18 protein-coding genes are annotated in these 21,222 nt (G+C 61.4%); 3 read left to right on the forward strand and 15 right to left on the reverse strand.

Annotated elements, in window-relative coordinates; genetic code table 11:
* Positions 1-10 precede the first annotated feature (10 nt).
* The 3 genes from rpoD to rpsU form a co-directional block, all read right to left on the reverse strand.
* Entirely contained in the window at positions 11-1,861 is a 1,851-nt protein-coding gene (gene rpoD / locus FHW75_RS22230; protein ID WP_019097143.1) for an RNA polymerase sigma factor RpoD, read from the reverse strand.
* Between the two features lie 67 nt (positions 1,862-1,928).
* Positions 1,929-3,911 (reverse strand): DNA primase, encoded by a 1,983-nt coding sequence (gene dnaG, locus FHW75_RS22235; RefSeq protein ID WP_019097142.1) that lies wholly within the window; start codon positions 3,909-3,911, stop codon positions 1,929-1,931.
* A 301-nt stretch (positions 3,912-4,212) separates the two neighbouring features.
* On the reverse strand, positions 4,213-4,428 hold the full coding sequence (gene rpsU, locus FHW75_RS22240; protein WP_003255575.1) for a 30S ribosomal protein S21: 216 nt from the start codon (positions 4,426-4,428) through the stop codon (positions 4,213-4,215).
* A 204-nt stretch (positions 4,429-4,632) separates the two neighbouring features.
* Between rpsU and tsaD the strand changes: the two genes are divergently transcribed.
* Positions 4,633-5,658, forward strand: coding sequence for a tRNA (adenosine(37)-N6)-threonylcarbamoyltransferase complex transferase subunit TsaD (tsaD, locus tag FHW75_RS22245; protein ID WP_019097141.1), 1,026 nt, complete (start codon positions 4,633-4,635; stop codon positions 5,656-5,658).
* 3 nt (positions 5,659-5,661) lie between these two features.
* On the opposite strand, the gene plsY is transcribed toward tsaD, so the two are convergent.
* A complete protein-coding gene (plsY, locus tag FHW75_RS22250) occupies positions 5,662-6,231 on the reverse strand; it encodes a glycerol-3-phosphate 1-O-acyltransferase PlsY (RefSeq protein ID WP_016715760.1) in 570 nt (189 codons plus the stop codon).
* Between the two features lie 74 nt (positions 6,232-6,305).
* Here plsY and folB point away from each other — a divergent pair, with 74 nt between their 5' ends.
* Both folB and folK read left to right on the forward strand, forming a co-directional pair.
* Positions 6,306-6,662, forward strand: a complete 357-nt coding sequence (gene folB / locus FHW75_RS22255; protein ID WP_016715761.1) for a dihydroneopterin aldolase — start codon at positions 6,306-6,308, stop codon at positions 6,660-6,662.
* Entirely contained in the window at positions 6,653-7,162 is a 510-nt protein-coding gene (gene folK, locus FHW75_RS22260; RefSeq protein WP_025754032.1) for a 2-amino-4-hydroxy-6-hydroxymethyldihydropteridine diphosphokinase, read from the forward strand. Before folB ends, folK begins: the two co-directional genes overlap by 10 nt.
* A 60-nt stretch (positions 7,163-7,222) precedes the next feature.
* Here folK and FHW75_RS22265 read toward each other — a convergent pair whose 3' ends face one another.
* From FHW75_RS22265 to FHW75_RS22315, 11 genes are all read right to left on the reverse strand, one after another.
* Positions 7,223-8,338, reverse strand: coding sequence for a hypothetical protein (locus tag FHW75_RS22265; RefSeq protein WP_025754031.1), 1,116 nt, complete (start codon positions 8,336-8,338; stop codon positions 7,223-7,225).
* Between the two features lie 55 nt (positions 8,339-8,393).
* Positions 8,394-9,962: a SpoVR family protein gene (locus FHW75_RS22270; protein WP_019097138.1), complete on the reverse strand. Its 1,569-nt coding sequence runs from the start codon at positions 9,960-9,962 to the stop codon at positions 8,394-8,396.
* Positions 9,959-11,233, reverse strand: a complete 1,275-nt coding sequence (locus FHW75_RS22275; RefSeq protein WP_025754030.1) for a YeaH/YhbH family protein — start codon at positions 11,231-11,233, stop codon at positions 9,959-9,961. The genes FHW75_RS22270 and FHW75_RS22275 overlap by 4 nt, the downstream gene beginning before the upstream one ends.
* Positions 11,234-11,363: 130 nt before the next feature.
* Complete coding sequence (locus tag FHW75_RS22280) at positions 11,364-13,286, reverse strand: PrkA family serine protein kinase (protein ID WP_019097136.1); 1,923 nt, start codon at positions 13,284-13,286, stop codon at positions 11,364-11,366.
* Positions 13,287-13,570: 284 nt separating this feature from the next.
* A complete protein-coding gene (glpE, locus tag FHW75_RS22285; protein ID WP_016715767.1) occupies positions 13,571-13,903 on the reverse strand; it encodes a thiosulfate sulfurtransferase GlpE in 333 nt (110 codons plus the stop codon).
* Between the two features lie 14 nt (positions 13,904-13,917).
* Positions 13,918-14,784, reverse strand: a complete 867-nt coding sequence (locus tag FHW75_RS22290; RefSeq protein ID WP_025754029.1) for a symmetrical bis(5'-nucleosyl)-tetraphosphatase — start codon at positions 14,782-14,784, stop codon at positions 13,918-13,920.
* A complete protein-coding gene (apaG, locus tag FHW75_RS22295; protein ID WP_019099225.1) occupies positions 14,784-15,164 on the reverse strand; it encodes a Co2+/Mg2+ efflux protein ApaG in 381 nt (126 codons plus the stop codon). The genes FHW75_RS22290 and apaG overlap by 1 nt, the downstream gene beginning before the upstream one ends.
* A 144-nt stretch (positions 15,165-15,308) precedes the next feature.
* Entirely contained in the window at positions 15,309-16,109 is an 801-nt protein-coding gene (gene rsmA / locus FHW75_RS22300) for a 16S rRNA (adenine(1518)-N(6)/adenine(1519)-N(6))-dimethyltransferase RsmA (RefSeq protein WP_019099224.1), read from the reverse strand.
* Positions 16,106-17,095 (reverse strand): 4-hydroxythreonine-4-phosphate dehydrogenase PdxA, encoded by a 990-nt coding sequence (gene pdxA, locus FHW75_RS22305; RefSeq protein ID WP_025754028.1) that lies wholly within the window; start codon positions 17,093-17,095, stop codon positions 16,106-16,108. Before pdxA ends, rsmA begins: the two co-directional genes overlap by 4 nt.
* A complete protein-coding gene (surA, locus tag FHW75_RS22310; RefSeq protein WP_409347973.1) occupies positions 17,092-18,411 on the reverse strand; it encodes a peptidylprolyl isomerase SurA in 1,320 nt (439 codons plus the stop codon). The genes pdxA and surA overlap by 4 nt, the downstream gene beginning before the upstream one ends.
* On the reverse strand, positions 18,392-21,193 hold the full coding sequence (locus tag FHW75_RS22315) for an LPS-assembly protein LptD (RefSeq protein ID WP_025754026.1): 2,802 nt from the start codon (positions 21,191-21,193) through the stop codon (positions 18,392-18,394). Before FHW75_RS22315 ends, surA begins: the two co-directional genes overlap by 20 nt.
* Positions 21,194-21,222: the final 29 nt, after the last annotated feature.

The following is a 21,222-nucleotide window of genomic DNA, read 5'->3' on the forward strand; positions in this document are numbered from 1 at the left end:
GGGTTTGTCTTCACTCGTCGAGGAAGGAGCGCAGGTGCTCGCTGCGAGTCGGGTGGCGCAGTTTGCGCAACGCCTTCGCTTCGATCTGACGGATACGCTCACGCGTTACGTCAAACTGCTTGCCCACCTCTTCGAGGGTGTGGTCGGTGTTCATGTCGATACCGAAACGCATGCGCAGCACCTTGGCTTCGCGTGCGGTCAGGCCCGAGAGCACGTCGCGGGTGGCTTCCTTGAGGCTTTCGACCGTGGCAACGTCGATCGGGGACTGCATGGTCGAGTCCTCGATGAAGTCGCCCAGGTGCGAATCTTCGTCGTCACCGATCGGGGTTTCCATGGAGATCGGCTCTTTGGCGATCTTCAATACCTTGCGGATCTTGTCCTCAGGCATTTCCATGCGCTCGCCCAGCTCTTCCGGGGTCGGTTCACGGCCCATTTCCTGCAGCATCTGGCGGGAAATACGGTTGAGCTTGTTGATCGTTTCGATCATGTGCACCGGAATACGGATGGTGCGTGCCTGGTCGGCGATCGAACGGGTGATCGCCTGACGAATCCACCAGGTGGCGTAGGTCGAGAACTTGTAGCCGCGACGGTATTCGAACTTGTCCACCGCTTTCATCAAGCCGATGTTGCCTTCCTGGATCAGGTCGAGGAACTGCAGGCCACGGTTGGTGTACTTCTTGGCGATGGAGATCACCAGACGCAAGTTCGCCTCGACCATTTCTTTCTTGGCGCGGCGGGCCTTGGCTTCACCGATCGACATGCGACGGTTGATTTCCTTGATCTCGGCAACGGTCAGGCCGGTTTCGGTCTCAAGGTCGATCAGCTTCTGCTGGCAGGCAACGATGGCGGCGTCCTTTTCACCCAGGGCAGCAGCCCACTTGGTGTTGCGCTTGGCCAGGTCACCGCTCCAGGTCTGGTCGGTTTCGTTGCTTGGGAACATGCGCAGGAAGTCGGCACGCGGCATGCGGGCGTCACGCACGCACAGCTGCATGATGGCGCGTTCTTGCTGGCGCAGGCGGTTCAGGGCATCACGTACACGCTCGACCAGTACCTCGAACTGCTTCGGTACCAGCTTGATGGGCATGAACAGGTCGGCCAGGGCCTGCAGGGCCTCGACGCTTTCCTTGTGGGTACGACCGTTTTTCTTCAGGACCTTGGTGGTCGCCTGAAGCTGCTCGGATACCGCACCGAAACGCTGGGCTGCGACGACCGGGTCAGGGCCGCTTTCGGCCTCTTCCTCGTCGTCACCGCCTTCGGACTCTTCTTCGTCGTCGTCGGCCTCTTCTTTCGCAGCGGCGGCCTTGGTGCCAGGGATCGGCACTTCTTCGGTCGGTGCAGCGATGTTGTCGTCAGGGTCGATGTAACCGCTGAGAACGTCCGACAGACGGCCACCCTCGGTGGTGACGCGGTCATATTCGCCGAGAATGTAGTCGACAGTGCCCGGGAAGTGGGCGATGGCGCCCATGACTTCACGGATGCCTTCCTCGATACGCTTGGCGATTTCGATTTCGCCTTCGCGGGTCAGCAGCTCGACGGTACCCATTTCGCGCATGTACATGCGCACCGGGTCGGTCGTGCGGCCGATATCGGTTTCAACTGCCGCCAACGCAGCAGCGGCTTCTTCGGCCGCGGCTTCGTCGGTGTCGGCTTCCGCCAACAGAAGGGCATCCGCATCCGGAGCACTCTCGAATACGTTGATCCCCATGTCGTTGATCATGCGGATGATGTCTTCCACCTGTTCCGGATCTGAAATATCCTCAGGCAGGTGGTCGTTGACCTCCGCGTAAGTCAGGTAGCCCTGCTCACGACCGCGGGTGATCAACTCTTTGATACGAGACTGCTGTTGCGCTTTTCCGGACATAACACCCTATCCACTGAAGGTCTTGGCGGGCAAAAAACAAGCCGAGGATTATACCCGAGCATGGGCCTCACGCGCCAGATGAGGTCGGCGTTTGTGCGGGAACATTCCGGCTCAGCAGGGCGAGGAGCTGGGTTTTTTCCTCGCTGGTCAATTCGCTTTGACGTGATTTCCTGAGCAGTTGTTCCAGGCTGCGCTCGCGTTGGCGGGCGGACAAGCTAGTTATAGTGTCGAAAAACTGTTGTTCAAGGTTGTCGGCCACGATCAGCCATTCCTTTTCTGCCAGCGCCCGCAGCAGGCGGCCCTGTTCGGTGCCGTGCCAACGTGCGATCAACTGCATTGAGCTTAGCCCAGGATTTTTCTGCGCGGCTTCGATCAGCGCCACCAGCAGCTGGCTGTACAGATGTTCTTCGTCGGCAAAATGGCTGGCGTCTTCCACCTTGCCGGCCAGCAGCGGGTGGTGCAGCAGGGTGCGCAAGGCCGCCAGGGTGGGTGGCTCGACCGGGGCCGGTACGCGTGGCGGCGCTTCGTCGCGTTGCTGCCAGGGTTTGCCGCCTTTGCGGTTCTTGTCCCAGGGCTTGTCGCTCCATTGCTTCTTGCCGCCGCCCTTGTTCGGCTTCCACTCCTGTTCCTGATGAACAGGGGCGTAGTCGTGCTGCGGCATGTCGCCGAAGTCGGGGGTGTAGCTGGCCATGGCGTCGTAGTCGTAGCCAGGGTCGTAGTCCGGCACGCTGTTGGCCGCGGGTGCCTGTTGCGCCAGTTGCTCGACCTGCTGCGGGTCGAGGCCGGTGATTTCCTTCAGACGGTTGCGCATCAACTGGCGCAGGTTGGCGCCAGGGATCTTTTCGATCAACGGTGCGGCCAGGGTCGCCATGTGCGCCTTGCCTTCCAGTGAGCGAGGGTCGGCTTCGACACTCAGCTGTTCGAAGAAGTAGTCGGCCAGGGGCTGGGCGTGCTGGTTGATACGGGCCATGAAGGCATCGGTGCCTTCGGCGCGCACCAGGCTATCCGGGTCTTCGCCTTCGGGCAGGAACAGGAAGCGCGCGCGGCGGCCGTCCTGCAGGTTCGACAGGGTCGACTCCAGCGCACGCCAGGCGGCCTTGCGCCCGGCCTGGTCGCCGTCGAAGCAGAACAGCACGCTGGGCACCACGCGGAACAGCCGCTTGAGGTGCTCTTCGCTGGTGGCGGTGCCCAAGGTGGCCACGGCATTGCGCAAGCCTTGCTGGGCCAGGGCGATGACGTCCATGTAGCCCTCGACGACGATGATTTCGTCGAGGTTGCGGTTGTGCTTGCGCGCCTCGTACAGCCCGTACAGTTCCTGGCCCTTGTGGAACACCGGGGTTTCCGGGGAGTTCAGGTACTTGGGCTTGTCGTCGCCGAGTACCCGGCCGCCGAAGGCGATGATGCGCCCACGGCTGTCGCGGATCGGGAACATCACCCGGTCGCGGAAGCGGTCGTAACGCTTGCCGCTTTCGGCGTTCTCGATCAGCAGGCCGGCGTCGATCATCACTTTCTGCTGCAGGGTGTCGGCACCCAGGTGCTTGAGCAGGTTGTCCCAGCCTGGCGGGGCAAATCCCAGGCCGAAGTCGCGGGCAATTTCCCCGGACAGGCCGCGGCCTTTGAGGTAATCCACCGCCGCCTTGCGGGTCGGGTGGCTGCGCAGGGCCTGGCGGTAGAACTCCGAGGCGGCATCCAGTAGCGGGTACAGTGGCGAGTCGGTGGGCTGGCGCGGCTTGTGGTCGCGGCGGCCCTGTTCGCGGGGCACTTCCATGCCGGCTGCGCGGGCCAGTTCCTCGACGGCCTGGGGGAAGTCCAGGTTGTCGTGGTCCATGACGAAGCCCAGGGCGTTGCCGCCTGCGCCGCAGCCGAAGCAGTAGTAGAACTGCTTGTCGGGGCTGACCGTGAAGGAGGGGGTTTTCTCCTTGTGGAACGGGCAGCAGGCGGAGTAGTTCTTGCCGGTTTTTTTCAGCTGGACGCGCGAACTCACCACATCGACGATGTCGAGGCGGTTGATCAGGTCGTCAATGAAGCTCTGGGGAATCAGCCCGGCCATGGCAGTCTCGTCATCTGGCAACTGGCAAGTCTAATCGCTCACGCGCCGAATGGGGCGAGTGTTGCTTGGGGAAGTGCGAGGGAGTGTGCTCGTCGCCGGCCCTTGAGGGCCCGTCAGTCGGACGTGCACGTCTGGTCATACAGCAAGAAGGACCAGCTCTGACGTTTCAGGCAGGTTGCCCATGTGCAGTTCGCATGACGCTTGTGCAGGGCCTTGAGCTAGCTGCTCAAGTTTGAAGCGACCACTGCCATCGCCCGGCGGTTAGCCGGGCAGGGCAGAAGCTTTGCGTTGAACGCCTGTATTAGTACAGACGAACGGCGCGGCGCTGTTCGCGCTGAACTTTCTTGGCGTGACGCTTAACAGCGGCAGCTGCTTTGCGCTTACGCTCTGCGGTCGGCTTCTCGTAAAACTCGCGGCTACGAACTTCAGCCAGTACACCGGCTTTTTCGCAGGAGCGCTTGAAACGACGCAGAGCTACGTCGAAGGGTTCGTTCTCTTTAACTTTGACGGCTGGCATCCAGGGCTACCTTAATTCATTACCGGGGTAGACGTGCTCCTGGCAAAACAAAGGTGTGCTGGAGAACGTCGGTTTTCAAGGGTTGCGGATGTTAACCCTTAGCAAGCCGGAATGCAAAGCCTCTGATCGAAAACCGCTGGTCGGCATCCGACACGGGGACTATCATGCGCGGCTTCGAATTCAGCCCCCACAAGGGACGAACCCATGCTAGTACTGGGATTGGAAACATCCTGCGACGAAACTGGTGTCGCATTATACGATAGTGAACGCGGTTTGTTGGCCGACGCACTGTTCAGCCAGATCGACCTGCACCGCGTGTTTGGCGGTGTGGTGCCCGAGCTTGCCTCGCGTGACCACGTCAAGCGCATGCTGCCGCTCATCCGCCAGGTGCTGGACGAGGCCGGTTGCGTCGCCACCGAGATCGACGCCATCGCCTACACCGCAGGCCCTGGCCTGGTCGGTGCATTGCTGGTGGGTGCTTCCTGCGCCCAGGCACTGGCCTTTGCCTGGGACATTCCGGCAATTGGCGTACACCACATGGAAGGCCACTTGCTGGCGCCCATGCTGGAAGAAAACCCACCGGAGTTTCCGTTCGTCGCTTTGTTGGTTTCCGGCGGGCATACCCAGTTGGTTCGGGTCGATGGTATCGGCCAGTACGAACTGATGGGCGAGAGCCTGGATGACGCTGCCGGTGAGGCGTTCGACAAGACCGCCAAGCTGATCGGTCTCAACTACCCCGGTGGCCCGGAAATCGCGCGCCTTGCTGAAAAGGGTGTGCCTGGGCGTTTCGTTTTCCCACGGCCGATGACTGATCGCCCGGGCCTGGAGTTCAGCTTCAGCGGCCTGAAAACCTTTGCCCTCAACACCTGGCAGCAATGCAAGGATGCTGGCGACGACGGTGAGCAAACCCGTTGCGACGTGTCCCTGGCATTCCAGCAGGCGGTGGTGGAGACTTTGACCATCAAGTGCAAGCGGGCGCTCAAGCAGGCTGGCCTCAAGCGCCTGGTCATCGCCGGTGGCGTGAGTGCCAACAAGGCGTTGCGGGCCTCCCTCGAGGACATGCTCGGCAGCATCAAGGGCAACGTGTACTACGCGCGGCCACAGTTTTGTACCGACAATGGCGCGATGATCGCTTACGCCGGCTGCCAGCGCCTGTTGGCCGGGCAGCAGCAGGACCTGGCCATCAGCGTGCAGGCACGCTGGCCGATGGAACAGTTGCCGCCGCTGTAGGTTTCAGAAGTGCCGTTCGCGCCCGGCAAACAGGTCGCGCAGGTTGCTGCGGTGGCGCCACACGATCATCACCGTCAGCACGGTGATCGGTAGCAGGGCTTCCGGCTCGCGCCAGGCCAGCAATGGCAAGGTCAGTGGCGTGGCAATCAGCGCCGCCAGCGAGCTGGTACGGGTAAGGTAAAACGTCAGTAGCCAGGCGCCGATGGCCAGCAGCGCGGCCGGGAAGTACAGGCCCATGAGCATGCCGGCGGCGGTGGCTACGCCTTTGCCACCGCGGAAGCAGAAATACAGCGGGAACAGGTGGCCCAGCACCGCACATACGCCTACCCAGGCTTGCGCGTGCAGGTCCAGCCCGGCAAAGCGGGCAAGCAATACCGGCAAAAGGCCCTTGCACAGGTCGCCAAGCAGGGTCAGGATCGCCAGTTTACGGCCTGCCAGGCGTAGCATGTTGGTGGCGCCGGCATTGCCTGAGCCGCTGGAACGCGGGTCCGGGCTGCCCGAAAGGCGGCTGAGGACAATGGCGAAGGACAGCGAGCCGAGCAGGTAGGCGAGCAACGCCAGTAACCAAAACATGCTAACTATTCCGGGCGAGGACGCCCTGATTCTAACGGCGCCAGTCGCCCTTGTCGTGCTGTGGAGAGAAGTGCTTGGACAGAGTGTTCATCGAAGGCCTGGAAGTCGATACCGTCATCGGTGCCTATGACTGGGAGCGGGATATTCGCCAGTGCTTGCGCCTGGACCTGAGCTTTGCCTGGGACAACCGCCCGGCGGCGGCGGGTGACGACCTGAGCCTGGCGCTGGACTATGCCAGCGTGTCGGCGCGCGTCCAGGCGTTTGCCGAGCAGGCGCGCTTCGAGTTGGTGGAAACCTTTGCCGAGCGCCTGGTGGCCACTTTGATGGAAGAGTTCCAGATCCCGTGGGTGCGGTTGAAACTGACCAAGCCGGGGGCGGTGCCGGCGGCCCGAGGTGGTGTAGGCGTGGAGATCGAGCGCGGATGTCTCTGAGCACGGTTTACCTGGGCCTTGGCAGCAACATCGACCGCGAGGCGCATTTGTGCGCCGGGCTCGATGCCCTGGCGGGCATCCTGACCGACATGCGCTGCTCACCGGCGTTCGAAAGCCAGGCGGTGGGGATCAAGAGCGGGCCATTCATCAACTTTGTGGTGACCGGGCAAACCGCGTTGCCCTTGATAGAGCTGGACCGCCGGCTGAAGTTCATCGAGGCCGACAATGGCCGCTATGCGCCGGACCGTAAAGGGTTGCCGCTGGATATCGACGTGCTGATGTATGACGATTTGCACGGTACGTTCGATGGGCTGGTGCTGCCCAGGGCCGAGATCCTGAAGAACGCGTTTGTGCTGTGGCCATTGTCGTTGCTGGCGCCTGAGCTGGTGCATCCGGGGGCGGGCAAGACCATGGCGAAGTTGTGGCAAGAGGCGCAGATCGATCAGATGTTGGCGCCGGTCGCCTTTGAATGGCGTGGGTTGCAGTTGACACCGGCATAAGTCTGTACTGGCCCTTTCGCGGCTTTAGCCGCGAAAGGGCCAGTACGGGCAGCCGAAAAATCACCCTTCTGCAACACCGATGTAGGCTTCAATCGCCTTCAATCGCTCAGCCTTTAGCGCCTCGCCCAGTGCCTGGCCCGTCAGCCCGGCCTGCACCAAGGGCTTCACATCCACCGCTCGCGCTGCGGTGGATGCACCCCGCAGATAAGCTGCCTGTGGATAACCCTCCTTGCCATCACCCAGCGCCACCATCTCGCACGTGGCAATGAAGTCCTCGAACCGCTGCGGTCGCCGATACACATCGAACTTTTGCAACAGCTCCAGCAGTGCCGCAGCAGGTAAATCCAGCGCATGATTGCCCTGTGCCAGGCATTCCCCTGTCAGCAGTGCCAATTCCTGGCATTCCCGCGGCGCCTTGAGGCGCTGGTTGACGGCTTTGATCGATGCTGGTTCCAGCCCATGCAGCAGGCAGGCCCAGCGTATGTGCAGTGGCTGCTTGTGTAAACCTGCTTGCTCCAGCGCCGCCAGGGCCTGGGAATCGTCTAGAAGCTCGGGCAGTTGCTCCTGTAGGGCATCGCACGCGCGCAGCACCTGGAAGAACACCTGCGGTTGGGCTTCCATCAGCGCCCGCTCGATTTCCTTCCAGCTACGTTCGGCAGTCAAGGCCTGCAGCTCGCCAGAGGCACTGATCTGACGCATCAGCTCCAGGGTTTCGTCGGCAACCCGGAAACCCAGTGGTGCATAGCGGGCAGCAAAGCGGGCAACGCGTAGCACACGCAAAGGATCTTCGGCAAACGCCGGGGAAACGTGGCGTAAAAGGCGTTGATCGAGATCGTCCTTGCCGTGGAAAGGGTCGTACACCGTGCCCGCCTCATCCTCGGCCATCGCGTTGATGGTGAGGTCGCGGCGGATCAGGTCTTCTTCCAGGGTCACGTCAGGGCTGGCGTGAAAGGTGAAACCGCCATAGCCGCGCCCGCTCTTGCGCTCGGTGCGCGCCAGCGCGTATTCCTCGCCGGTTTTCGGGTGCAGGAACACCGGGAAATCGGCGCCGACCGGCCGATAGCCTTTGGCGAGCATTTCTTCGACGGTGGCGCCCACCACCAGCCAGTCGATATCGCTGACCGGGCGGCCGAGCAGGCGGTCGCGCACGGCGCCGCCGACTTTGTAGATGTGCATGTGCAGCTCTCCATAACTGCCGACAGGATAACCTGTCGGCCGTCATGGCGTTGCACTAGAGGTGGTGGATGACCGCCAGGTCCATGCGCCCGTAGTCCGCGCTTTCGCCATGCTCGCCACGCGGCGGCATGTGATGGGTCTTCATCACCTGCTCACCTTGCACGGTTTCCAGGTGGATATCGAAGCCCCACAGGCGGTGCAGGTGCTTGAGCACTTCATCGGTCGAGTCGCCCAGCGGTTTGCGGTTGTGCTGCTGGTGGCGCAGGGTCAGCGAGCGGTCGCCACGGCGGTCGACGCTCCAGATCTGCACGTTCGGTTCACGGTTGCCCAGGTTGTACTGTGCTGCCAGTTGCTCACGAATCACCCGATACCCGGCTTCATCGTGAATCGCGGGCACCAGCAGGTCGTCGCGCTGGTCGTCATCGAGAATGCTGAACAGCTTGAGGTCGCGCATCACCTTGGGTGACAGGTACTGCAGGATGAAGCTTTCGTCCTTGAAGCTGCTCATGGCGAACTTGATGGTAGAAAGCCAGTCACTGCCGGCAATGTCGGGGAACCAGCGGCGATCTTCCTCGGTCGGGTTTTCGCACATGCGGCGGATGTCGGTGTACATGGCAAAGCCCAATGCGTACGGGTTGATGCCGCTGTAGTACGGGCTGTCGAAGCCAGGCTGGAACACCACGCTGGTGTGCGACTGCAAGAACTCCATCATGAAGCCTTCGGTAATCAACCCCTCGTCGTACAGGTCGTTCATCAGGGTGTAGTGCCAGAACGTCGCCCAGCCTTCGTTCATTACCTGGGTCTGGCGCTGCGGGTAGAAGTACTGGGCTATCTTGCGCACGATGCGCACCACTTCGCGCTGCCAGGGTTCAAGCAGCGGGGCGTTTTTCTCGATGAAATACAGGATGTTTTCCTGAGGTTCGGCGGGGAAACGCCCGTCATCGCGGTCGTTACCCTTTTCCGCGCTTTTCGGAATGGTGCGCCACAGGTCATTGATCTGGCGCTGCAGGTGCTCCTCGCGCTCCTGTTGCCGACGCCGCTCTTCCTCGGCAGAAATGGGGTAGGGCCGCTTGTAGCGGTCGACACCGTAGTTCATCAGGGCATGGCAGGAGTCGATCAGGTCTTCCACTGCATCAATGCCATGACGCTCTTCGCACTGGGCGATGTACTGCTTGGCGAACACCAGGTAGTCGATGATCGAACTGGCGTCAGTCCAGGTGCGGAACAGGTAGTTGCCCTTGAAGAAACTGTTATGCCCGTAGCAGGCATGGGCGATCACCAGTGCCTGCATGCACATGGTGTTTTCTTCCATCAGGTAGGCGATGCACGGGTCGGAGTTGATCACGATCTCGTAGGCCAGGCCCATCTGGCCACGGCTGTACGACTTTTCTGTGCTGAGGAACTGCTTGCCGTAGGACCAATGGTGATAGCCCAGCGGCATGCCGACCGAGGCGTAGGCGTCCATCATCTGCTCGGCCGTGATCACCTCGATCTGGTTGGGGTAGGTGTCCAGGGCGTAACGCTCGGCCAGGCGGCTGATTTCCCGATCGTAGGTCTGGATCAGCTCGAACGTCCACTCGGACCCGGTGGAAATGGGTTGGCGTCTCTGTGCTCTGGCGGTCATGTGGCTAACCTGCGCTGGAAGAGTTCACGGAAGACCGGGTAGATGTCGCCGGCCGATACCAGCTGCTGCTGAGCGAACGTATCGGGGTAGGCTTCACCGATGCGTTCGTATTCATACCACAGCGCCTGGTGCTCACGGGGAGTGATCTCGACGTAAGTGTAGTACTGCACATGCGGCATGATCTGCTTGGAGAGGATCTCGCGGCAGATGGGCGAGTCGTCGTTCCAGTTATCGCCGTCGGAGGCCTGCGCGGCATAGATGTTCCAGTCGCTGGCCGGGTAGCGTTCAGCCATGATCTCCTGCATCAGCTTGAGTGCGCTGGAAACGATGGTGCCGCCCGTTTCCCGCGAGTAGAAGAACTCTTCCTCGTCGACTTCCCGGGCGCTGGTGTGGTGGCGGATGAACACCACTTCGATGCGGTCGTAGTTACGCTTGAGGAACAGGTACAGCAGGATGAAGAAGCGCTTGGCGATGTCCTTGGTGGCCTGGGTCATCGAGCCGGACACGTCCATCAGGCAGAACATCACCGCCTTCGAGCTGGGGTTGGGCTGCTTGACCAGCAGGTTGTACTTGAGGTCGAAGGTATCGAGGAAGGGCAGGCGGTTGATGCGCGCCTTCAAGCGTTCGATTTCCTGTTCGACTTCCTGGATATCGGTGAAATTGTCCGGTTCTTCGACCCGCAGGCGGGCGAGTTCCTTTTGTGCTTCGCGCAGCAGTGCGCGGCTGCTTCCGGTCAGGGCGATACGCCTGGCATGGGCCGAGCGCAGGGTACGCACGATATTGATGCGCGATGGGTTACCTTCATTGGCGATACCGGCGCGCACGGTCTTGAAGGTGTCGGCGCCTGTCAGGTGACGCTTGACCAGGTTGGGCAGTTCGAGGTCTTCGAACATGAATTCGAGGAACTCTTCCTGAGTGATCTGGAAGACGAATTCGTCCATGCCTTCGCCGGAATTACCGGCCTTGCCACGGCCACCGCCGCCACCCCCACCGCCTTGCGGCCTTGGGATGTGTTCACCTGCAGTGAATTCCTTGTTGCCGGGATGCACGATGGTCTGTTTGCCCCCGCGACCATGGTGCAGCACCGGTTCGTCGATGTCGCGACCGGGAATACTGATCTGCTCGCCATGTTCCATGTCCATGATGGAACGGCGGCTCACCGCCTCTTCGACGGCCTTCTTGATGTGTTCGCGGTACCGCCGCAAAAAGCGCTGGCGGTTGACCGTGCTCTTGTTCTTGCCGTTCAGGCGTCGGTCGATAACGTAGCTCATGGTCCCTCCGGTAGCTGGGAACAGCTGCACGCTTCAAGCTACGAGCTGCTGCACGTCATGGCAGCAAAGCAGCTGCCGCCGCCCAAGGCCGGCATGGCAGCCTTGGGCGCGCGGTGTATAGCTTGTCGCTTTATTGCGATTTCCTGACCCGCAGGTACCATTCCGACAGCAGGCGCACCTGTTTGTCGGTGTATCCACGCTCCACCATCCGGGTGACGAAGTCGTTGTGTTTCTTCTGGTCCTCTTTGCTGGCCTTGGCGTTGAAGCTGATGACGGGCAGCAGGTCTTCGGTGTTCGAGAACATTTTCTTCTCGATCACGACCCGCAGTTTTTCATAGCTCAGCCAGCTTGGATTCTTGCCGTTGTTGTTGGCGCGTGCGCGCAGTACGAAGTTGACGATCTCGTTGCGGAAGTCTTTCGGGTTGCTGATGCCGGCCGGTTTCTCGATCTTTTCCAGCTCCTCGTTGAGGGCGATGCGGTTGAGGATTTCGCCGGTTTCCGGGTCGCGGTATTCCTGGTCCTGAATCCAGAAGTCGGCGTACAGCACATAGCGGTCAAAGATGTTCTGGCCGTATTCGCTGTAGGACTCCAGGTAGGCCGTCTGGATTTCCTTGCCGATGAACTCGATGTAGCGTGGTGCCAGGTATTCCTTCAGGTAGCGCAGGTAGCGTTCGCGCACTTCCGCCGGGAACTGTTCCTGTTCGATCTGCTGTTCCAGCACGTACAGCAAGTGCACCGGGTTGGCGGCAATCTCGTGTGGGTCGAAGTTGAACACCTTGGACAGGATCTTGAAGGCGAAGCGGGTCGAAAGGCCGTTCATGCCTTCATCAACGCCAGCGGAGTCACGGTATTCCTGGATCGACTTGGCCTTCGGATCGGTATCCTTGAGGTTCTCCCCGTCGTAAACGCGCATCTTGGAATAGATATTGGAGTTTTCCGGCTCTTTAAGGCGGGAAAGCACCGTAAATTGAGCCAGCATCTTGAGTGTATCCGGCGCGCAATGGGCCTTGGACAGCGAGCTGTTGACCAGCAGTTTGTCGTAGATCTTGATCTCATCGCTGACGCGCAGGCAGTACGGCACCTTCACGATGTAGATCCGGTCGATGAACGCTTCGTTGTTCTTGTTGTTGCGGAAGGTGTGCCACTCCGATTCGTTGGAGTGCGCCAGCAGGATACCGGTATAGGGAATGGCCCCAAGGCCTTCGGTACTGTTGTAGTTGCCTTCCTGGGTGGCAGTGAGCAAGGGGTGCAGGACCTTGATCGGCGCCTTGAACATTTCGACGAATTCCATCAGGCCCTGGTTGGCCCGGCACAGCGCGCCCGAGTAGCTGTAAGCATCGGCGTCGTTCTGTGGGTACTCTTCAAGCTTGCGGATATCGACCTTGCCGACCAGGGCCGAGATGTCCTGGTTGTTCTCATCGCCGGGCTCGGTCTTGGCAATGGCGATCTGGTTGAGAATCGACGGGTAGAGTTTCACTACCTTGAACTTGGAGATATCGCCGCCAAACTCCTGCAGACGCTTGGTGGCCCATGGCGACATGATGGTGTTCAGATAGCGCCGTGGGATGCCGTACTCTTCCTCGAGAATGGCCCCATCTTCGGTGGCGTTGAACAAACCCAAGGGCGACTCGAACACCGGTGAACCCTTGATGGCGTAGAACGGCACCTTTTCCATCAGCTGCTTGAGTTTTTCGGCCAGCGACGACTTGCCGCCGCCCACCGGGCCCAGCAGATAGAGGATCTGTTTCTTCTCTTCCAGGCCTTGGGCGGCGTGACGGAAGTACGAAACGATCTGGTCGATGCACTCTTCCATGCCATGGAAGTCGGCAAAGGCCGGATAGCGGCGAATAACCTTGTTGGAAAAGATGCGCGACAGCCTGGAGTTGGTAGAGGTGTCGATCAGCTCTGGCTCACCGATGGCCAGCAACAGCCGTTCGGCCGCCGATGCGTAGGCACTGCGATCCTCTTTGCACAGCTCGAGGTACTCCTGCAGCGAGAGTTCTTCCTGGCGCGTAGACTCGAAACGTTGTTGGAAGTGGCTAAAAATACTCATGACGTCACCTCGCTCGATACGTGGAGACGACGCCGGATCAGTCAGCTGATGCTGGCATGCAACCGGGTTCGCCGATTGCTGTAAACCCCCCAGAACACCCTGTAACGCTACCGATGACCCGCACGCCGGTGTACCGGCTCTCCCCTTTTTTGGATGGCCTGAGCTTAAGCGTAGTTGGTTATCTGCAAGGTCAAGGGGCGAGGTGGGCAGAAGTTACGAACGACCGTTCGTCAGATAAGCCGCAAGCCCGCACGGGGCGCGGGCTGCAGGAAAAATGAAAATATTTATTCGGCGCTGCCTTGGGCGGTCTCGGCCGGGTAGGTGGCGCGCCACAGTTCGAAGCCGCCGTCCACGCTGTACACGTTGGAGAAGCCTTGGCCTACCAGGTAGGCGGCAGCGCTCTGGCTGGAGTTGCCGTGATAGCAGACCACCAGGGTCGGGGCGTCGAGGTCGGCATTGCGGATGAACTCGGCAACCGAATGGTTATCCAGATGCTGGGCACCGGTGATGTGGCCGGCGGCGAAGGCCTGCGGGTCGCGAATGTCGACGACGACCGCACCTTCTTGCTTGCGAAGCTCCAAGGCCTGCTCGGGAGGGATGCGCTTGAATTCGCTCATGGGTACTACTTCCTTCAGGTGTGGTCGTTGAGTGTAGTGGGTTGTGTCGGCTGGCGCAGGGTGCCGTCGTCGGCGCAGTCGCAGCGGTGGTATTCGCCGCTGTCGACGTTGTACAGGGTCATGGCGCCGCCCCACACGCAGCCGGTGTCCAGTGCGATGACGCCTGGCGCGTCTGCGCGGCCTTCGAGGGCGGCCCAGTGGCCGAAGATGATCTTCACATGCCGCGAGCGGCGGTCCTTGTGTGCGAACCAGGGCTTGTAGCCCTTGGGTGCGGTGCCCAGGCCCTCTTTGCTCTTGAGGTCGAGCTTGCCCTCGGCGGTGCAGAAGCGCATGCGGGTGAAGTAATTGGTGATGACCCGCAGGCGTTCGACGCCGGTGAGGTTCTTGCTCCACTTGTTCGGCTCGTTGCCGTACATGCCGTCGAGGTAGAGCTTCAGTCGGCCATCGTCGCGCAGTACTTCTTCCACCTCAGCCGCCAGACCAAGTGCCTGGCCGAGCGTCCACTGTGGCGGGATGCCGGCGTGCGCCATGGCAATGCCGCGTGCCTCGTCGTAATGCAGCAGCTTTTGCTGGCGCAGCCAGTCGAACAGCTGATCGGCATCCGGCGCTTCGATGATTTCGCGCAGGGTGTCGCTTTTCTTGAGGCGCTCGACGTTGTGCCAAGCCGCCAGCAGGTGCAGGTCATGATTACCCAGCACGCAGACCAGCGACTGGCGGATCGAGTACAGGAAGCGCAGGGTTTCCAGCGACTCGGGGCCGCGATTGACCAGGTCGCCGACCAGCCACAGGCGGTCGACGGCCGGGTTGAAATTGACGCGTTTAAGCAGGCACTTGAGAGGTTGCAGGCAGCCTTGCAGATCGCCAACGGCGTAGGTAGCCATCAGTGCAGCGCCCCGGGCACCGCCAGGCGGAAGGGCTCGATTTCGGCGTCGAAGCGCTTACCGTCTTCGGCGAACATCTGGTAGCTGCCCTGCATGGTGCCCACGCGGGTGCTGATAACTGCACCACTGCTGTAGGTGTGGCTCTGGCCCGGGTCGATGTTGGGTTGCTGGCCAACCACACCGGCGCCGCGCACTTCCTCGACTTCGCCGTCACCATTGGTGATCAGCCAGTGCCGCGACAACAGCTTGGCTTTGAGCGAGCCGTTGTTCTGCACGGTGATGGTGTAGGCGAACGCGAAACGACTGTTTTCGGGGTCGGATTGTTCTTTCAGGTAGCGGGTCACGACGCTGACGTCGATTTGATAGCGGGGGTCGGACATGCAAGGGCCTTGGGCGAGCTTACGCAATAATGCAGTCTAGGCCATTGGGAGGGGGAAGGGCCAGCGCCGAGGGGGCTTGAGGGCTAGGTTGGATATGCCGGCCTCTTCGCGGGCAAGCCCGCGACGAGGCCGGTACAGGCGAAATCAGGCTTGCTGGTCAGCCAACTGATCGGCCAGGCGCACAAAGGCCGCCAGGTCCAGCTGTTCAGGGCGCAGGCTGCCATCCACGCCGGCAGCTTCGATGGCCGCGCTGTCGAGCAGGCCCTTCATGGTATTACGCAGGGTCTTGCGGCGCTGGTTGAATGCCTCGCGTACCACGTGCTCCAGCAGCTTGGCATCCTTGGCCGGGTGTGGCAGCACTTCGTGCGGTACCAGGCGGACGATGGCCGAGTCCACTTTCGGGGGCGGGTTGAAGGCGCCAGGGCCTACGTTGAACAGGTGTTCGACCCGGCAGTGGTACTGCACCATGATCGACAAACGCCCCCAATCACCACCACCGGGGCCGGCAGCCATGCGCTCGACCACTTCCTTCTGCAGCATGAAGTGCATGTCACGGATCAGCCCGGCATGGCTGAGCAGGTGGAAGATCAGTGGGGTGGAAATGTTGTAGGGCAGGTTGCCCACCACCTTTAGGCTGCGCGGCGGCACGCCGAGCTGGTTGAAGTCGAACTTCAGGGCGTCACCCTGGTGCAGGCGGAAGTTGCTGCGGTCAGCGAACTTGTGCTGCAGGATCGGCACCAGGTCTTTGTCCAGTTCCACCACATCCAGCTGTGCACCGCTGCCCAGCAGGCCTTCGGTCAGGGCGCCCTGGCCCGGGCCGATTTCCAGCAGGTGTTCGCCGGCCTTGGCGTTGATGGCGCGCAGGATGCGGTCGATGATGCCGGCGTCGTGCAGGAAGTTCTGGCCGAAGCGCTTGCGCGCCCGGTGTTGGTATTGCTCGTTCATGGTCGGTTCTCGGCCATCTGGTAGGCGGTTTCCAGCGCGACGCGCAGGCTGCCGGTGTCGACCTTGCCGGTGCCGGCCAGGTCCAGGGCGGTGCCGTGGTCGACCGACGTGCGGATGATCGGCAGGCCCAAGGTTACGTTGACCGCAGCGCCGAAGCCTTTGTACTTGAGTACGGGCAGGCCCTGGTCGTGGTACATCGCCAGCACCGCGTCGCAGTGCTCCAGATATTTGGGGGTAAACAGGGTATCGGCCGGCAGTGGCCCGCGCAGGTCCATGCCTTCGGTGCGCAGGCGGGCCAGGGTCGGCTCGATGATGTCGATTTCTTCGCGGCCAAGATGGCCGCCCTCGCCCGCATGCGGGTTGAGGCCGCACACCAGAATGCGCGGGTTGGCGATGCCGAACTTGTCGCGCATGTCGGCATGCAGGATACGGGTTACACGCTCCACGCGCTCGGCAGTGATGGCGTCGGCAATATCACGCAGTGGCAGGTGTGTGGTCACCAGGGCCACACGCAAGCCACGGGTGGCCAGCATCATCACCACCTGTGCGGTGTGGGTCAGTTCGGCAAGGAACTCGGTATGCCCGGAGAAGGCGATACCGCTTTCGTTGATAACACCCTTGTGCACCGGGGCGGTGATCATCCCGGCGAAGTGCCCGTCCAGGCAGCCTTGGCCTGCACGGGTCAGGGTCTCCAGCACGAACGCGGCGTTGGCTTTGTCGAGCTGGCCTGGCGCTACCGGGGCAGCGAGGGGGGTATCCCAGACGTAAAGGCTGCCTGCGGGTGCCGGCTGGTCGGGCCATTGGCCCGGGGCTACCGGCAGCAGGCTGACAGCCAGCCCCAGCAGCGTGGCCCGCTCGGCGAGCAGGTCACGGCTGGTGATGGCGATCAGGGGGTGGGGCTGGGCGTCTGCGGCGAGCAGCAGGCACAGGTCGGGACCTATACCGGCTGGTTCGCCGGGAGTGACGGCGAAGCGCAGGGGCTTCACTGGGCGGCCTGGTCAGCGCCAGGCAGCTTGATTTCAACGTAGGCTTCGTCGCGGATCTGGCGCAGCCAGGTTTGCAGCTCTTCGTCGTACTTGCGGTTACGCAGAACGCTCAGGGCCTGCTGTTCGCGAGCCTGCTCGGTGCTGTCGGTGGCACGGCGGCCCAGCACTTCCAGCACATGCCAGCCGTACTGGGTCTTGAACGGCTTGGTTACAACGCCTTGTTGGGCGTTGGCCATCTGTTCACGGAACTCCGGTACCAGGCTGTTCGGGTCTACCCAGTTGAGGTCGCCGCCGTTAAGCGCCGAGCCTGGGTCTTCCGAGAAGCTCTTCGCCAGTTCGCCGAAGTCTTCGCCGTTCTTGATGCGGTCGTACAGGCGCTCGGCCAGTTGCTCGGTAGCCGCATCGCTGCGGATCTCGCTTGGCTTGATCAGGATGTGGCGTACATGCACTTCGTCACGCAGCACGTTCTCGCTGCCCCCGCGCTTCTCCTCGAGCTTGAGGATGATGAAGCCGTTAGGGATGCGGATAGGCTGGGTGATTTCGCCGACCGGCATGCTGCTGAGCATCTTGGCGAAGTCGGGTGGCAGCTGGCCGGCTTTACGCCAGCCCATTTCGCCGCCTTCCAGGGCGTTTTCGCTGGCGGAGCGGGCAATGGCCAGTTGGCCGAAGTCGGCGCCTTGCTTGAGCTGCTGGTACACATCGCCAACCTGGCGCGCCGCCGCCTGGATGGCTTCCGAGTTGGCGCCTTCCGGGGTCGGGATCAGGATGTTGGCCAGGCGGTACTCTTCCGACATCTGCATCTTGCCCATGTCGGAGTTGAGGAAGTTCTTCACTTCCTGCTCCGACACCTGGATGCGCTCGGCCACACGGCGCTGGCGCACGCGGCTGATGATCATCTCGCGCTTGACCTGCTCGCGGGCGTCGTCGAACGACAGGCCGTCGTGGGCCAGGGCAGCACGGAACCGGTCCAGCGACATGCCATTGCGCTGGGCAATGGTGCCGATGGCCTGGTTCAGCTCTTCGTCGGTGATGCGGATGCCGGAACGTTCGCCGATCTGCAGTTGCAGGTTTTCGACGATCAGGCGCTCCAGTACTTGCTGTTCCAGGGCACCGGTCGGCGGCACACCGCCGCCGCGCTTGGCGATGGTTTGCTGTACCTCGTGGACACGCTGGTCCAGCTGGCTTTGCATGACCACGTCGTTGTCGACGATGGCCACCACGCGATCAAGAGGTTGCACCGCGGCATGCACCGCGCCACTCAGCAATGCAACGCCCAGCAACGCCGGGCGCAGTCGATCAATAAGCTTGGTCTTCACGTTCACGGTAACCTTGAATGCCTTGGTCGAGGAAAGATTCGACCTTGTTGCCAACTACGCCACCGAGGCCTTTCAGGACGATCTGAAGGAAGACACCGTGGTCGCCTTTTTCGTTCGCCGGGAGGGCTTGGCTGAAGTCGTCGTAATCGATCCAGTAGCGGTTGATCAGGCGCAGCTTCCAGCAGCAGTTGTCGTACTCGAAACCGCCCATGGCTTCCAGGGTGCGGTTGCGGTTGTAGTCATGCTGCCAGCGAGCGATAACGTTCCACTGCGGAACGATCGGCCAGATGACCGAGAAATCGTGCTGCTGGATCTTGTAGTAATCCTTGATGTAGTTCGCGCTACCAGGAACACCGTAGTCGCCACCGCCCACTTTCCAGGTACCCGTCGTGGAATCGTAGGAGATGGTGTCGTTACGGTAGCGATAACCGAGGTTGAGCACCTTGTTCGGGTTGTCTTCAGGCTGGTAGTGGAACATCGCGCTGCCCGAGCGGGTGCTGCGGCTGTCCGGGTCCCAGTTGAAGTCCGAATTGAAGCGCCAGTCACGGTTGAAGAAGTAGTTGTACATAAGCGCGTACGGCGACACATCGGATTGCGAGTCGCTGCGAGTGCGGTAGTCGATACCCGGCAGCTGGACCTTACGATCCTTGAAGTAGTACGCCTGACCGATGCTGAAGTTCTGGCGCTCGAAGCCGTTGTCTTCGATCCAGCGGGTGGTCACGCCCAGCGACAGTTTGTTCTCGTCGCCGATGCGGTCGGTGCCGCTGAAGCGATTGTCGCGGAACAGCGAGTCGTAACTGAACAGGGTTTCGCCCGAGTCGAACAGCGGAATGTCCTTTTGGTCCTTGTACGGGACGTAGAGGTAGAACAGGCGCGGTTCGAGAGTCTGTTTGTAGTCGGTACCGAACAACGACGTCTTGCGGTCGAAGTATAGGCCGCTGTCGACGCTGAAAATAGGTACATCGCGGTTCAGCGAGCTGTTGTAGCTGCCATACGCCGGGTTTGCCGACTGCGCAATGGCCTGGGCTTTACCCTGGCTGTCCAGGTCCAGATCGTAGTGGGTGTATGCATACTTCAGCTTGGGCGTCAGGTAACCGTAGCTGGCTTCCATCGGCAGACTGATCGACGGCGCAACGTTGTAGCGGTTGCCGTTTGCACGGGCAATGCCGCTGACGTTCTGGTCCAGGCGACGGCCAGCGGCGCCGGCGGAGAAGTCGGGGTTGCCGTCTTTATCCAGGACGAAGTCGTCTTTCAGATCACGGTCGAAGCGAACAGCCTCGGTTTCGTAGGCAATGTTCAGCCCACCCGGCTCGTACGGCAGCTTACCGTTGAAGGTGATTTGCGGCAGGCGATCGTACGGGGTGATCTTCGAGATGGTTGCCATCTCGTAGGCATGCACATTCAGGCGCGCGGTGTAGCTGTCGCCACGGTAGGTCAGTGCACCCTGCTGGTTCAGCAGGTCCTGGCTTTCAACACCGATCTGGTCGGACTCCAGGTCCTGGAAGTAGAACGGGTCGCTGATGTCGGTGTAGTCCACCTCGGCCATCAGGCGCTCGTCCAGCCCGCCCTTGTGCTGCCAGTTGACCATCCAGCGCTGATCTTTGTAGTCAGTCTGGTCTTTGCGGTCGTCGTTCTTGTCGTTCAGATACGCACCGCCGAACTGGCCTTCGCTCGAAGGCGTCAGGTAGCGGAACTCGCCTTCCATCAGCAGGCCGCGCTTGGCCATGTAACGCGGGTACAACGTGGCGTCGTAGTTAGGCGCCAGGTTGAAGTAGTACGGCGTCACCAGCATGAAGCCGGTGTCGCTGCTGGTGCTGAACGATGGCGGCAGGAAGCCGGACTGGCGACGGTCGTCGATCGGGAAGTAGATGTACGGTGTGTAGAACACCGGGAAATCCTTGACCCGCAGCGTCACGTTGGTCGCGGTACCGAAACCGGTGGCCGGGTTCAGGGTGATGTTGTTGCCCTTCAGCTGCCAGGCGTTGCTGCCCGGTTCGCAGGTGGTGTACGTACCGTCCTTGAGGCGGATGATGGCGTTTTCGCCACGCTTGGCGTACAGGGCACTGCCGCGGATGTGCGACTTGTGCATCACATATTCGGCGTTATCGACCTGGGCTTCGCCCGTGTCGAGCTGAATCTGTGCCTCGTCACCGACCACCAGCGAGCCGTTGTCACGGATCTTGACGTTGCCCTTGAGCTCGCCACGGTTTTCGGTCTGGTAGAGGTTGGCCTCGTCGGCTTCGGCCTGCATGCTGCCTTGGCGCATCACCACGTCACCGGCGAGGGTAGCGATCTGCTGCTCCTGCTGGTACTTGGACACCTTGGCGTTGATGTAGGTCGGCGACTCGTCCTTCGGCGTGGTGTCGGCCATGCCCGGGCGGGTTGGCTCGATGTACGCACCCCCGCAGTACGGGCCGGTTTCGGCCAGCTGCGCGGCGGTGAGTTTTTCACGCGGAACCCAGTCCAGGTGGCTGTAGTCTTCGCTGCGCGACTTCAGGGCGCGGCCTTTGGCCTCGGTGACCAGCATTGGCCGGTCCGCGGTTTCGCCTTCGCTCGCGGCTTCGGTGCCGGTGCTGACAGCAGCACCCTCATGCACCGGGCGCGGCGGCAGGTTGTTGACTGGGGCCTTGGGCTTGCAGTCCCAACCACCGGCAGCGGACACTTGGCAGTCGAACTGTTCGGCTGCCACCACATACGACGTGGCCAGAGGTTGCAGGGCCAGCAGACCGCCGGTTACCAGCAACGGAAACTTTCTACGAAACGCGGGGGATTTCAATGCCATCTTATTAGTCCGGGCTTCCTGCGTGCCAT

The sequence above is a fragment of the Pseudomonas sp. OG7 genome (assembly GCF_014192825.1).
In the GTDB taxonomy this organism is placed as follows: domain Bacteria; phylum Pseudomonadota; class Gammaproteobacteria; order Pseudomonadales; family Pseudomonadaceae; genus Aquipseudomonas; species Aquipseudomonas monteilii.